We start from the raw sequence: 14,674 nt of genomic DNA, 5'->3' as shown, positions 1-14,674 counted from the left end.
TTCATCTGTTTATCAGGCCTGCTTTGTGCTAGAATAGTGGTAAAGTAACAATTTAGAGGAGATTGGGAATGGCAAAAGAGTCTATCTCGCAAGAGGACGATATCAAGAGAGAATTTAATTTCACAACTCATTCGATTATTTCCCAGGTTTTGCGAGGTGTTTTAGTTGGGATTTTTGCTGGACTAGTAGTGGGAGTTTTTCGCTTTCTGATTGAAAAAATCTTTCATTTAGTTCAGGATGTCTACCATAGGAGTCAGCAGTCTATGCTTTGGTTGCTGGCCTTAGTGTTCCTTTATGCTTTCATCGTCTTGCTCAACGCTCGCTTGGTAAAGTCGGAGAAAAATATCAAGGGGTCAGGGATTCCGCAGGTTGAAGCAGAGCTGAAGGGCCTGATGTCGCTTTCTTGGTGGAGTGTTCTCTGGAAGAAGTTTGTATTGGGGATTTTAGCCATTTCCAGCGGTCTGATGTTGGGTCGAGAAGGGCCAAGTATTCAGCTAGGCGCCATGAGTGGCAAAGGCGTCTCTAAATTTCTGAATTTGAGTGCTGCTGAGGAGAGAGCGCTCATTGCTAGCGGTGCAGCAGCAGGCTTAGCAGCAGCTTTTAATGCACCAATCGCAGGTTTGCTTTTCGTAGTAGAAGAGGTTTACCGTCATTTTTCACGCTTTTTCTGGGTTTCTACGCTGGCGGCCAGTCTAGTTGCTAACTTTGTCTCACTCTCCATGTTTGGCCTAACGCCAGTGCTGGACATGCCAGATAATATCCCGGTCATGAAGCTGGAGCAGTATTGGATTTACCTAGTCATGGGCTTGCTGCTAGGTTTGTCAGGTTATATTTATGAGAAAGTCATTTTGAATATTCAGCAGGTTTACCAGTTTTTGGGGCGCTTGTTTCGAATTTCAGAAGCCTATTATCCTATTCTGGTCTTTGTCTTGATTCTTCCAATTGGTTATTTCTTGACTCACTTGCTGGGCGGGGGCAATCAGTTGATTCTATCCTTGACTGCTAGTCATTATACTGTGGGGACCTTGCTCTTATTTTTTGTTCTGCGTTTTATCTGGAGCATGCTGAGTTACGGAAGCGGGCTGCCAGGTGGTATTTTTCTGCCTATCCTTGCTCTGGGTTCACTGCTTGGCGGAGCAATGGGGGCGGTCTGTCTGCAGCTAGGTTTGATTTCTCAGGAGCAATTTCCGATTTTCATTATTCTGGGCATGAGTGGCTACTTTGGAGCTATTTCCAAGGCTCCACTGACAGCTATGATTCTGGTCACAGAGATGGTCGGCGACATCCGTAATCTCATGCCGTTGGGACTGGTCACTCTGACTGCTTACATTATCATGGATCTGCTAAAAGGAGCGCCAGTCTATGAAGCCATGCTGGAAAAAATGTTGCCAGATAGTATCGAGGACCAAGGAGATACTACTTTAATTGAAATCCCTGTTTCTGAAAAGATTGCTGGTCGGCAGGTGCATGAGCTAAACTTGCCTGATGGGGTCTTGATTACCATGAATGTCCACAAGGGAAAGACTCAAACGGTCAATGGTAGCACGCGCCTCTATCTAGGAGATACGATTTACTTGGTGCTGAAAAAGACGGAAATCGGAAAAATCAAAGAAGAGCTGCTTTAATGGTCTTAATATATAGTTTTTGATTAAATTGTCAGACAATTTCTTGAAATATGAGAGAAAAACTGGTATAATTTACAGGAATAATCTCTATCTAGGAGAGAAAGCAAAGGAGTCACCATGAAAAAACTTGGCATCGTCCTATTTTCAACGGCAATTTTACTGACTGGCTGTGCAGCCAACAATTCTTCAAACAAGACTGGCTCAAGCAGTCAATCATCCAGCAGCCAAACGGCTGTCAATCAGAAAGAATTGGACAAGGCGACAGCGGATTATAAAAAGTTTGTCCAAGGACAAATTGATCAGCTCCTGACAGATACGGAGAAGTTTCGTGATACCCTTAAAGAAGGCAAGCTTGATGAGGCTAAAAAGCAATATCCGCTTATCCGTATGGCCTACGAGCGCTCGGAGCCGATTGCTGAGAGCTTTGGTGAATCAGACGTTAAAATCGACTTCCGCTTGGTCGACTATGTGGACGAAAACAAGACCGAAGAAGGTTGGTCTGGTTTCCACCGTATTGAAAAAATCATGTGGGAGCAAAACACAACCAAGGGAACTGAAAGCTATGCTGATCAGCTGGTCAATGATATAAAGGAGCTAAAAGCTAAAATCGCAACGGTTGAAGTGACACCGGATATGATGCTGACAGGTGCTGTTGACTTGCTCAATGAAGTAGCGACCAGCAAGATTACAGGTGAAGAAGAAGTATTCTCCCATACAGATCTCTATGATTTCCGTGCGAATATTGAAGGAGCAGAAAAGATTTTTGAGCTCTTTAAGCCATTGATTAAGGATAAGGACGAGAAACTTGTCAAGACCCTGGAACTTGAGTTTAAAAACGTCAATGGTCTTTTAGACAAGCACATGACTGACTCGGAAAACTACAAGCTCTATACAGAATTGACAAAGGAAGACACCAAAGAGTTGGCAGAAGCAGTGACCAAACTGGGTGAGCCTCTTTCACAAATGGGAGTCATTCTAAACGGGGAGTAATCATATGACAAACGACGAAAAATGGTTTAATAAAAAGATGGATCGTCGTGAATTTCTTAAAAAAGCAGGGATTGGAGGCGCTGGTCTTGCACTGGGTGTCTCTGGTGCATCTGCTTTTTTCGCTAATCAGGCCAAGGAAGATAAGAAATTCGCTGACGGTGAGGAAGAAATCAGCTTTTACGGGGAGCATCAGGCGGGGATCACAACTCCAATGCAGAAGAATATCTACTTTGTTGTGTTGGATTTGCATACGACAGATAGGGAGTCCATTATCCAGCTCTTTAAGGACTGGACGGCCTACAGCGAGAAGCTAGTAGATGGAGAATTGGTCAAAAAAGATAATTCTAATGCTCTTTTGCCGCCAACGGATACTGGAGAAACTGTTGGTCTCAACCCTTATCGACTGACCTTGAGCTTTGGTGTCTCAGCCTCTTTTCTGAAAAAAATGGGCTTGTCAGACAAACGACCAAAAGCTTTTCGGGATTTGCCGCCTTTTCCAAAGGAGCAGCTTAAAGAAAAATATACTGGTGGCGATATTGTCATCCAAGCCTGTGCAGATGATGAGCAGGTGGCCTTTCATGCGGTCCGCAATTTGGTCCGCAAGGGGAGAAATGCCATCACTATGAGGTGGAGTCAGTCAGGCTTTGCTGCTATCGGAGACCGGATGTCAACGCCTCGTAATCTCTTTGGATTTAAGGACGGCACAGCCAATGTGACCAAGGAAAAAGATTTTGACAAGGTCATTTGGTGCGACAGCAAGGACTGGATGCAGGGCGGCTCTTACATGGCTGTCCGCCGAATACAGATGTTCCTTGAGACCTGGGACCGGACCAATCTGCAGGAGCAGGAAAACACTTTCGGCCGCTATAAAGATAGCGGAGCGCCTTTTGGCAAGAAAGACGAGTTTGACGAGGTTGACTTGGACCTGCTGCCAGAGGATTCACATGTCCGTCTGGCCAAGGAGGTTGATAAACCCATATACCGCCGGTCTTATTCGTACTCGGATGGGATTGATGAAACTACCGGTCAATTTGACACAGGCTTACTCTTTCTTTCCTTCCAGAAAGATCCAGATAGCTTTGTCAAAGTTCTGACTAATCTAGGCGCTCAAGATAAGATGAATGAATATGTCACACATATTGGCAGTGGCTTGTTTGCCTGCTTTGGCGGAGTGAAAAAAGGAGAGTACATTGGTCAAAAATTATTTGAATAAAAGTCTCTTGGTATTTGGGCTCATGCTGGTCTTTTGGGCTAAGCCGGTTTTAGCGGATGATAGCTACAGCAGTTTATTCGTCAAAATCACTGATGCCAGCACTGCAGTCAAGCAGAAGGACCAGGAAAAAGCCAAGCAGCTAGTCGGAGAAATCAAGACTGACTTTGAAAAGGTGACTAATCATGACTCAGCAGCGGGACAAGAGGTAAGTAAGGCACTAGATTTATCGGGTCAGGTGACGGAGGAGAAGCTGACACAAATCTCTTCGGCCCTCTTGAAATTTGAGAAAGAGCAGAATCCAGTCGACTTAGAGGCTGAGAAAAAGAAGCTTCTCAGTAAGTTAGAGCCAAAATTTGAAAATCTACAAAAGGCTATTAGCGCTAAGGATTTAGAAGCGACAAGAGAAGCATACAAGAAGATGAATAGCACCTGGACCACCAATGAAAGCGTAGTGCGAGACAACAGCACAGCCCATTACGGCAAGGTAGAAACAGCTATTTCATTCCTGCGCAGTGCCATTGAGACGGAGCCTACTGACTTTGATACGATTCAGTCTTCTTTTGATGATTTGAAAACAGCCATTGATAATTTTGTCAAAGGCGAGAAAGTCAAAGAAACTGCTGGTAATCTGACGCTGAAAGATGGAATTAAGCTCCTAGAGGAAGCCTTGAGTCTCTTTCAAAGCGGAGATGATAAAAAGGCTGCTGCCAAGATGAAAGAGTTCATCACTATTTGGCCAACGATTGAAGGAGATGTCAGTGTCAACAATCCTTCGCTTTATACCAAGGTTGAGAATCAGACGCCTGTTATTATGGTCAAGGGAAGCGAAGAGAAATATCAAAAGCAGCTAGAATCCTTGATTAGTGAGCTGTCCCAGATTGACACAACAGCTTCCTATCATTTCTTTGATGCTATGCTGATTTTACTGCGTGAGGGTGTAGAAGCGCTTTTGATTGTCATGGCTTTGATAACGACTCTGAAAGCCTCTAAGATGAAAAAAGGGCTCAAATGGGTTTATGCCGGGGCAGCGAGTGGAGCTCTAGCCAGCGCTGTTATTGCAGCTTTGTTGCAGTTTCTTTTCCCAGCAGTTGCTTCCGGATCCAATCGTGAAATTATTGAAGGTGCAGTGGGAATTTTCGCTGTCGCCATGATGATATTGGTTGGTATCTGGCTGCACAGCAAGGCATCTATCGAGAAATGGAATGACTTTATGGAAAGCCAAATGAAGGCTGTAACAGCCACAGGCAGTTTTCTTTCCATGTTTGCACTTAGCTTTCTGGCAGTTTTCCGTGAAGGGGCTGAGACCATCCTCTTTTATGCAGGAATTTTGCCGCGCATCACTATGACTGATTTCCTTTTGGGAATCGGCTTGGCTATTTTGGTCTTGGTCTTGTTGGCCTTTATTATGAGCAAGGCTTCGGGTCTTCTCAAGCCACACAGCATTTTCTTCTGGCTGACTTGGCTAATCTATGCTCTGGCCTTTAAAATGCTGGGTGTCAGCATCCATGCCCTTCAGCTGACCAATATCCTACCGACTCACCTAATCAATGGCTTTGTGACAGTAGACTGGATGGGGATTTATCCAAGCCTGGAAGTGGTCGTCAGTCAGGTGCTCTTTATCCTGCTGGTGGTCTATGTAAGCTTTAAAAATCTGAAAAGCGAGCAGCAGCATGGATAAAAAAGAACAGACTATTATTGAGCATTTGACAGAGTTCAGACGGCGTTTTCTAGCGGTACTGGCTTGCTTCTTCGTGGTTTTTCTGGTTAGCTTGCTCTTTTCAGCCGATATTTACCGATGGCTGACCAGTAATTTTGAGCAGAAGCTGCTGGTGCTGGGACCGGATGATATCCTTTGGATTTATATCAGTCTGGCTAGTCTGGTCGCTTTTTCCCTGACCTTGCCATTTTTGGTTTATCAGGTCTGGGAGTTTGTCCGACCAGCTCTGCGGGCCAATGAAGCACGAGCTGTTTTCGCTTATATCCCGGCTACCTTTATCTGTTTTGTTCTTGGTTTGGCTTTCGGCTTTTACTTTGTGACTCCAGCTATTTTGCAGGTTTTGCTGTCGCTGGGGGAGGGTCTCTTTGAGACTCGACTGACAGCGCAGAATTATCTTAGTTTCGTCTTTCATACCACTATTCCGATTGCTTGCCTTTTTGAGCTGCCGGTTCTTGTGTCATTTCTGACTTCTATCGGTTTGCTCAATCCGAAATTTTTGGTAAAATATAGACGATACGCTTACTTCATTTTGCTGGTTTTAGCAGTTATCCTGACACCAGCTGACTTTATCAGTGACTTGACTATGACAGTGCCTCTGATTTTGCTCTATGAAGTCAGCATCTTGCTCAGTCGCATCATTTATCAAAGAAAATCAACGAGGAGAAATTAATGGGACTTTTAAAAGACATCGGAGTACCTGGGGTAATCATTATTGTTTTGGGGGCTCTGCTTATTTTTGGGCCAAAACGCCTGCCCGAACTGGGGCAATCTATCGGTAAAATGTTTTCAGAATTCAAGAAAGCAGTCAATCATGCTGGAGAAGAAGACAAGACCGAGAATAAAAATGAAAAAGAGTAAACGAAAAGCACGGATATCCGTGCTTTTCTGCTAGAATAAAGACGGTTCGTGAAAAGGAGGGTAAATGAAAAAATTAGAAGAACGGATTCTCAGAGATGGACAAGTGTTAGGTGAAAATATCTTGAAAGTTGACTCTTTTCTGACCCATCAGGTTGATTTTTCATTGATGAAAGAGATTGGCCAGGTCTTTGCGGAGGCAGTAAAGGACGCAGGAATTACCAAGGTAGTGACCATTGAGGCTTCTGGTATTGCTCCGGCTGTCTACGTAGCAGAGGCTCTGGGGCTACCAATGATTTTCGCTAAGAAGGCCAAAAACATCACCATGACAGAAGGGATTTTGACGGCTAAAGTTTATTCTTTTACCAAGCAAGTGACTTCGACCGTTTCGATTGCTGGGAAATTTCTCAACTCTGATGATAAGGTGCTGATTATTGACGATTTCTTGGCTAATGGTCAGGCCGCCAAGGGATTGATTACCATTATTGAGCAAGCAGGAGCACAGGTTGAAGCGGTTGGCATTGTCATTGAAAAATCCTTTCAGGATGGCCGTCAACTTTTGGAAACTGCTGGTTATCGAGTCCTTTCTTTGGCGCGAATTGCTGGATTTGAGAAGGGGCAAGTTGTCTTTACTGAGGCAGATATATGATTTCCTTTTCCTTTTGACTATCTGTCTGGCTTATAGTATAGTAAAGATAGTTGATATTCTAAAATTTAAGCTCATTGATTTTACTTGGGTAGAAAAAGTTTTTGAGGGATCTCTATGCACCAAACTCATAATTTACAGCAGCGGATGCGGCTCTTTATTTCTATTTTTTTGCCAATTTTGATCTACCAACTGGCTAATTTTTCAGCCTCTTTTGTCGATACGACCATGACTGGCCGGTATGATACCTTGCATCTGGCTGGTGTTTCTATGGCAACCAGTCTTTGGATTCCATTTTTCGACCTGCTGATAGGGATCGTGTCGGCCTTGGTCCCCATAATTGGGCACCATTTGGGACAGGGGAAAAAAGAAAAGATTGCTTCTGATTTTTTTCAGTTCATTTATCTTTCTTTGGGGTTATCGCTAATTTTATTTGCCTTGGTATTTGTTGGCGCTCCTCTGGTTTTGTCTCACCTCGGCTTAGAGCCTTTGGTAGAAGAAGTGGCTAAGAACTATCTTTGGTATCTGGCGCTCGGCATTATTCCTCTTTTGCTCTTTAGCACTATCCGTTCTCTGTTTGATGCTCTAGGGTTGACCAAGCTTTCCATGTATCTCATGCTCTTACTTTTGCCTTTGAATGGCTCTTTCAATTATGCCCTAATATACGGAGCATTTGGTTTTCCAGAAATGGGCGGAGCTGGAGCTGGACTTGGGACTTCTTTGGCTTATTGGGTTTTGCTCCTCATATCCTTGTTGGTAGCAGTTAAACATCCCAAAATCCGATCCTATGAGCTATGGAAGATTCGACCGCTAGATAAAAAGGGCTTAATCGAAGGCATTCGACTTGGACTGCCTATCGGCGGAACGTTTTTTGCTGAAGTCGTGATTTTCTCGGTTGTTGGACTGGTCATGGCTAAGTTTTCGTCACTAATCATTGCCAGCCATCAGGCGGCCATGAATTTTTCAAACTTAATGTATGCCTTTCCTATGAGTATTTCAACCTCAATGTCCATCATTGTTTCTTATGAAATTGGAGCCAATCGTCCTGACGATGTTAAGAAATTCTGTAAACTTGGGCGGCTGACGGCCTTGGGAATTGCTGGATTTACCTTTCTCTTTCTCTATATCTTACGTGACCGTGTGGCTGCTCTCTATGGATCGGATGCCGAGTTTATCCGTATGACATCTGTTTTTCTGACCTACAGCCTCTTTTTCCAGTTGGCAGATACTTTTGCGGCTCCTTTGCAGGGCATTCTTCGGGGCTATAAGGATACTCAGGTGCCATTTTACTTAGGTTTGATTGCCTATTGGGGAGTTTCGCTGCCCCTGGGGTTCTTCTTAGATCACTATACTAGTTTAGGCCCTTATGGATATTGGATTGGTCTCATTGCCAGCTTGGTGATGAGCGGTATTCTCTTTCAGTGGCGGCTTAATCATTTGGCTAAAAATATTACAAATTAAAGAGTGTTGGTTTGTCCCTTTAGGATAAGTCAATACTCTTTTTTTCACAATCTTTTGTTAAAATTAGATTAAAACGTTAAAACGCTTACATATTTTCTAGTATATTGATTGTGAAAATGATATAATAGACATAAGATTATCAAGTTAAGTTTTTGTTAAAATAGGTTAATTTTTAAAATATTGTTTGCAGTTGACTTTGGTTTTCAGTAGAAAAGCGAGGAAACTATATGACCGAACACTATACCCATCTTTTGCAAGAAGTACTAAATGCTGCAAAGGAATTAGCTATTCAAAAACACAATTATCAAGTGGACATTCCGCATGTCTGGACAGTGCTGACCCAGCCCCAGGCTTTTGCCTTGGAATTCTATGCCGATCTGGACCTTGATATTAATGAATTTATCAGTGTCATCAATCAGGAACTAGCCAAGATTCCTGTGTTTTCACATACGGACACGAGTCACTACGGACGTCAGTATAGTCAACGTCTCAAGAATCTTTTGGATGATGCAGAGGCTGAGAGGGCGGAACTGAGGGACGAGGTGGTAACAGTAGAGCACCTGATTCTCAGTCTATTTCATCAGCAGAGAAATCCGATAACTGTCTTTTTAAAACAGGCAGGAATTGATAAGGAGCTAGTTGCAGCAAAGTTGAATAAGGTTCGCCAAGGCAAACGAGCAGTCTCTTCCAGTCAGGAGAGTCGCTATCAAGCCCTGAGCAAATATGCAACTAACTTTAATCAGTGGTTGGCAGAACAGACCGGTAGACAAGTAATTGGTCGAAAAGACGAAATTGACGATATTATCCGTGTGCTGTGTAGGAAAGAGAAAAGCAATGCCATTCTCCTAGGCTTTCCAGGTGTTGGGAAATCTAAAGTAATGGAGGGGGTTGTTTGCAGACTGCTTGCTGATGATGTTCCGGAACATTTACTGGGCAAGGAAGTTTTTAAGTTAAATCTAGGCGGACTGATTGCCGGGACTAAATATAGAGGAGAGTTTGAAGAGCGCTTTAAGGCTGTTTTGGATGAGGTGCTGGCTGCTAAGGGGAAGATTATTCTTTATATTGAGGATATCCACCAAATCGTGACGGCAGGGCGGACAGAGGGTTCTCTTGATGCAGGCAATCTTTTAAAGCCACTCTTGGCTCAGGGTCAGATTAATATCATTGGCACAACGACTTTTGCTGCTTATCGAGAAAGCTTCGAGCTGGATCAAGCTCTGGAAGGGCGTTTCCAGCGGGTTCGCATTGAGGAGCCCGATCAAGATAAGGCATTGGCAATTCTGCAAGGACTGCGGGAGAATTATCAGGACTTTCACAGAGTTAGGCTGACGGACGAAGCTTTGCAGGCAGCAATCAGTCTTTCAATTCGTTATCTGTCAGATCGTTATTTGCCTGATAAGGCACTGGACTTGATTGATGAGGCGTGTGCTGTTAAGAAAATCCAGCTAGGTCAAGCGCAAACTGAACGACCAGACGTCAGTCGTGAAGATATAGCTAGTATCGTAGAGCGTATAACGGGAATCAAAGTGCAGGGAATCATGGACAATGAGCGCGAACACCTGCTAAAACTAGACAAGCTCCTGCGCCAGAGAATTGTAGGACAAGACCAAGCTGTTCAAAAGGTTTCGGAGGCGATTTTGCGCTCGAGAGCAGGAATTCAAAATCCAAAGCGTCCTATTGGGTCCTTTCTCTTTCTGGGGCCGACTGGAGTCGGGAAAACTGCTCTGGCAAAATCCCTTGCTGAGCGGCTGTTTGGTAATGAGCTGGAAATGGTCCGGCTGGATATGTCTGAATACATGGAAAAACATGCCGTAGCTCGTTTAGTTGGTCCGCCACCAGGTTACGTCGGATTTGAAGAGGGAGGACAGCTGACAGAAGCTGTCCGTAGGAGACTTTATTCGATTGTCTTGCTGGATGAGATTGAAAAAGCCCATCCAGATGTATTCAACACCCTGCTGCAAGTCTTGGACGAAGGACGCTTGACAGATTCGAAAGGGCGTACTATTGACTTTAAAAATACTATTTTGATTATGACAAGCAATATTGGCTCCCAGCAGATTTTGGAAAGTCTCAAAAGTGAACAGGGACTGACTTCTGAAACGCAAGATGAAGTTCTATCTTTGCTGCAACATAGCTTTAGACCAGAGTTTTTAAATCGGATTGACGAGACGGTTATTTTCAATCCTCTGAGGGCAGAAGATATGGTCAATATCGTAAAGATTATGGTTCGGCAACTTCAGGAAAGGTTGGAACTTCAGAAGATTCAGCTTCATCTGAGCGAAGAAGTCTATGCTTTTTTAGCCCAGAAAGGCTACCAGCCGGAGTTTGGTGCTCGTCCTATTCAAAGAAGCATTATGCGCTATCTAGAAACGCCTTTGGCTCGTTATTTGATCGAAAATAAGGAAACAACTGAAATGACAGTTCAAGTCAGTTTGAAGGATAAGCAACTGGAGTTTAATTATTTGGTATAAGCTTCTTCTAAAAAGTAAGCGCTTACTATTTGTAGGCAAAGAAAATGAAGAAAGGAGGTTCATGGTTTCTGAGAAGACTGTATCCTGAGATTTTGAAATGAGTCTTAGGTATACAAATAAATAATGAGATACTTTTTGTATCTAAAGCCGACAGCAATTATTTTGATTGTTGGAGCACCCTTTGCATTTTATGAAAGGAGGCCTGTTTTGTCTGTTTATGATGTTTTGATTATCGGTGCTGGACCAGGTGGTTATGTGGCGGCTGAAGAAGCAGCTCGTTTGGGTAAGAAGGTGGCCGTAGTAGAAAAGAAGTCTATCGGCGGAACCTGCCTGAATGTGGGATGTATACCGTCTAAGGCTTATCTCCAGCACGGTCATTGGTTACTGACAATGGAGGAAGCTAGGCGTTATGGCATTGAGAGCAAGCTTGAAAGGATTGATTTTGAGAAATTGGTAGACCGAAAGAATCAAGTTGTTGCCAGTTTGCAATCTGGAATTCATGCTAGCTTTAAGTCTTTAGGCATTGAGTATATAGAAGGTCAGGCCAAGTTTGTCAAAGACCGAACTTTCTCCGTCAATGGTAAAGAAATCAGTGGTAAAGATGTTATTTTGGCTACTGGCAGTTATCCTTTTGTGCCTCCTATTAAGGGGTTGAAACAGGTTGACTACCTAACGACGGATACGTTTTTTGACTTGAGGGAGCTTCCTGAGAAGTTGGTCATTATCGGAGGTGGCGTTATCGCAATTGAGCTAGCTTTTGCTATGGCTCCTCTGGGTGTTGCTGTCACTGTTATCGAGGTTGCGCCAGAAATTCTTTTGACCGAAGAAGCTGAAGCGAGGCATGTAATTCAAAAGAAACTAAAAAAAATGGGGGTGATGATTTATCAGGGAGCGCAGATAAAGGAAGTAACTGGTAATTCTGTCTTGCTTGAGAACGAGCAGGTTGCTTTCGACCATCTTTTGGTCGCTACTGGCCGCAAACCAAATCTAGAGCTAGCACAGGATATGGGTTTATCTTTGACAGATCGGAATTTTGTCAAGGTAGATCAATACTACGAAACATCCAAAGAGCATGTTTATGCTATCGGTGATCTCTTGGAATCTTATATGCTGGCTCACGTTGCTAGTGCAGAAGGGATAAAGGCTGTAAGAGCTATCTGCCGGAGAGCTGAAGAAGCAGTTGATCCGCTGGGTGTTCCCCGTTCGCTCTACACCAGTCCTGAAGTAGCTTCTTTTGGTCTCAGCAAGGATGAGGCTGAGAAGGCGGGATATGATGTTCAGGTCCAACAGCTACCTTTCTCTTATAATGGGCGGGCTATTGCTATAGATGAGACAGAGGGCTATGTCAAGCTAATCTCAGAAAAGAAATACCATCTTCTACTAGGTGCAGTCATCGTTGGTCCGAACGGTACAGATCTTCTGCAGAATTTGATTTTGCTGAGGCAGGCTGAAGCAACGCTGGATCAAGTTCTTGAAACAGTTTTTGCCCATCCTACCACATCAGAACTAATACAAGAGGTCGCTAAAAGATTCGTTCAGGACGATTAATGAGGAGGTAAAAATATGTCAAATTATAAAGATTTACCACAACAATTGAGCAAAACAAGAAACCAAAGTGCTGTATCAGAGCTAGTAGATTTAAAAGTCTATGATGCTACTGAAGTTGAAGTAGAGCAGGTTTCCAAAGAAAAAGCCAAGACCATGTATAAAACCATGTGGGATATCCGTAATTTTGAGGAAAATACTCGGCGTTTCTTTGCTGCAGGACAGATTCCTGGTTTTGTTCACCTTTATGCTGGAGAGGAAGCGATTGCTACTGGCGTCTGTGCCAATCTGACAGACCAGGACTATATTACCAGTACTCACCGAGGACACGGTCACTGTGTTGCTAAGGGCGGTGATTTAAAGGGAATGATGGCAGAAATTTTTGGCAAGGAGACTGGGCTTGGAAAAGGGAAAGGCGGATCTATGCACATCGCCGATTTGGACAAGGGAATCCTTGGTGCCAATGGTATGGTTGGTGGAGGCTTTGGTCTAGCTACCGGTGCTGCTATGCGCAACAAGTACTTGAAAACCGATAGTGTGGCTGTCTGCTTCTTCGGTGACGGTGCAGCCAATGAAGGGAATTTCCACGAATGTCTCAATATGGTGTCAATTTGGAAACTTCCAGTTATCTTTGTCAATGAAAACAATCTCTTTGCAGAATCGACACCGCAATGGTATTCTTCAGCGTCTGGCACCATTGCTGAGAGAGCGGCTGCTTATAATATGCCTGGCGTTCGGGTTAATGGCAAGGATTTATTTGCTGTCTACCAAGTAGCCAAGGAAGCTGTAGAGCGGGCTCGTAGAGGGGAAGGACCTACCTTGATTGAGGCTGTCACGTATCGGGATCATGGTCACTTTGAAGGGGATGAGCAGAAGTATAAGGCTTTGGAAGGTGAAGAAAAAGACTGGGCTGATGTGGATGCTCTAGATGTCTTCCGTGACTACGCTATCGAGCATGGCCTCTTGACTGAAGAGGAACTTGATGCCATATTAGAGGAGTCTCGAAAGGATGTGGAAGAAGCTATTAAATTTGCTCAAGACAGTCCAATTCCTCGTTCCGAGTCTCTGCTGGAAGATGTATTTGCTGATCGATAGAAGGAGGTTGATCAAATGGCTAGACAACTGTTATTTATGAAAGCAATCAATGAAGCGCTGGATCAGGCAATGGCAAAAGATGACACCGTAATCCTTCTGGGAGAAGATATTGCTGGCGGTGTAACAATCAAGCACTTGGAAGAAGAAAACGAAGATGCTTGGGGCGGTGTAATGGGTGTAACCAAAGGGCTTATGCCAAAATATGGCCGAGAGCGGGTGATTGATACTCCGATTTCAGAGCACGGATACGTGTCAGCTTCTGTTGGAATGGCTCTGACTGGCTTGCGTCCAGTACCGGAGCTGATGTTCAATGACTTTATCGGTTTCTGCTTTGACGCCATTCTGGGGCAAGGATCAAAAATGCGCTATATGTTTGGTGGCAAGGCCAAGGTTCCGATGACAATGCGGACCATGCATGGGGCAGGAGCTTCGGCTGCAGCTCAACACTCGGGTTCATATTACGGTCTCTTTGGATCCATTCCTGGTATAAAGGTAGTTGTTCCAGCAACTCCGTATGATGCTAAAGGGTTACTGCTGGCTTCCATTGAAGACGACAATATCGTGATTTATTCAGAAGATAAGACTCTCTATGGTATCAAGGGAGAGGTACCAGAAGAATATTATACAGTTCCAATTGGAAAGGCTGCTGTCCGCCGTGAAGGAACAGACCTCACTATCGTTACTATCGGTAAAATGCTTTATGTTGCTTATGAGGTAGCGGATCGCTTGGAAAAAGATGGTGTTTCGGTTGAAGTGATTGACTTGAGAACGGTAGCCCCTTGGGATGAGGAGACTGTCTTTGAATCAGTCAAGAAAACTGGACGGCTGATTATCGTTGATGAATCCAACCCTCATAATAACACAGCGACGGATATTGCAGCAGCAGTGACAGACAAATGCTTTGACTATCTGGACGGCCCAGTGAAATGCGTCTGCGCGCCAAATGTGCCAGTACCATTTGCGGTGAATTTGGAACAGCTCTATATCCCTAATGCTGATAAGGTTTTGACTGTTGCTGCAGAATTGATTGATGATCTGAAGAGATAGAAGGGAGGC

Annotated in this window: 12 protein-coding genes; all 12 read left to right on the top strand. The window is 44.0% G+C overall.

The window, feature by feature from the left end; translation table 11 throughout:
- The first annotated feature begins 68 nt into the window (after positions 1 to 68).
- The 12 genes from AX677_RS05175 to AX677_RS05120 all read left to right on the top strand — a co-directional run bounded on the left by AX677_RS05175 (position 69) and on the right by AX677_RS05120 (position 14,665).
- On the top strand, positions 69 to 1,625 hold the full coding sequence (locus AX677_RS05175; protein WP_060976395.1) for a ClC family H(+)/Cl(-) exchange transporter: 1,557 nt from the start codon (positions 69 to 71) through the stop codon (positions 1,623 to 1,625).
- 117 nt (positions 1,626 to 1,742) lie between these two features.
- Entirely contained in the window at positions 1,743 to 2,615 is an 873-nt protein-coding gene (gene efeO / locus AX677_RS05170) for an iron uptake system protein EfeO (protein ID WP_060976394.1), read from the top strand.
- 4 nt (positions 2,616 to 2,619) lie between these two features.
- Entirely contained in the window at positions 2,620 to 3,828 is a 1,209-nt protein-coding gene (gene efeB, locus AX677_RS05165; protein ID WP_060976393.1) for an iron uptake transporter deferrochelatase/peroxidase subunit, read from the top strand.
- Entirely contained in the window at positions 3,806 to 5,506 is a 1,701-nt protein-coding gene (locus AX677_RS05160; protein WP_060976392.1) for an FTR1 family protein, read from the top strand. The genes efeB and AX677_RS05160 overlap by 23 nt, the downstream gene beginning before the upstream one ends.
- Positions 5,499 to 6,215, top strand: coding sequence for a twin-arginine translocase subunit TatC (gene tatC, locus AX677_RS05155; RefSeq protein WP_060976391.1), 717 nt, complete (start codon positions 5,499 to 5,501; stop codon positions 6,213 to 6,215). The genes AX677_RS05160 and tatC overlap by 8 nt, the downstream gene beginning before the upstream one ends.
- Positions 6,215 to 6,403 (top strand): twin-arginine translocase TatA/TatE family subunit, encoded by a 189-nt coding sequence (locus AX677_RS05150; protein ID WP_002897604.1) that lies wholly within the window; start codon positions 6,215 to 6,217, stop codon positions 6,401 to 6,403. The genes tatC and AX677_RS05150 overlap by 1 nt, the downstream gene beginning before the upstream one ends.
- A gap of 64 nt (positions 6,404 to 6,467) precedes the next feature.
- The gene (locus AX677_RS05145) at positions 6,468 to 7,049 is read left to right on the top strand and encodes a xanthine phosphoribosyltransferase (RefSeq protein WP_060976390.1); all 582 of its coding nucleotides are present in this window, start codon (positions 6,468 to 6,470) and stop codon (positions 7,047 to 7,049) included.
- Positions 7,050 to 7,163: 114 nt separating this feature from the next.
- Positions 7,164 to 8,507 (top strand): MATE family efflux transporter, encoded by a 1,344-nt coding sequence (locus AX677_RS05140; RefSeq protein ID WP_060976389.1) that lies wholly within the window; start codon positions 7,164 to 7,166, stop codon positions 8,505 to 8,507.
- A gap of 227 nt (positions 8,508 to 8,734) precedes the next feature.
- Positions 8,735 to 10,978 carry an ATP-dependent Clp protease ATP-binding subunit gene (locus AX677_RS05135; protein ID WP_060976388.1) on the top strand — a complete coding sequence of 748 codons (2,244 nt, stop codon included), beginning with the start codon at positions 8,735 to 8,737 and terminating at the stop codon, positions 10,976 to 10,978.
- 207 nt (positions 10,979 to 11,185) lie between these two features.
- Positions 11,186 to 12,526, top strand: a complete 1,341-nt coding sequence (gene lpdA, locus AX677_RS05130; protein ID WP_082730243.1) for a dihydrolipoyl dehydrogenase — start codon at positions 11,186 to 11,188, stop codon at positions 12,524 to 12,526.
- A 15-nt stretch (positions 12,527 to 12,541) separates the two neighbouring features.
- Positions 12,542 to 13,618, top strand: a complete 1,077-nt coding sequence (locus tag AX677_RS05125) for a thiamine pyrophosphate-dependent dehydrogenase E1 component subunit alpha (RefSeq protein ID WP_060976387.1) — start codon at positions 12,542 to 12,544, stop codon at positions 13,616 to 13,618.
- Positions 13,619 to 13,633: 15 nt separating this feature from the next.
- Positions 13,634 to 14,665 carry an alpha-ketoacid dehydrogenase subunit beta gene (locus AX677_RS05120; protein ID WP_004186958.1) on the top strand — a complete coding sequence of 344 codons (1,032 nt, stop codon included), beginning with the start codon at positions 13,634 to 13,636 and terminating at the stop codon, positions 14,663 to 14,665.
- Positions 14,666 to 14,674 lie beyond the last annotated feature (9 nt).

This window comes from Streptococcus sp. CCH8-C6, assembly GCF_001557225.1.
GTDB lineage: Bacteria > Bacillota > Bacilli > Lactobacillales > Streptococcaceae > Streptococcus > Streptococcus sanguinis_C.
This window is presented reverse-complemented; position numbering and strand designations above follow the sequence as displayed.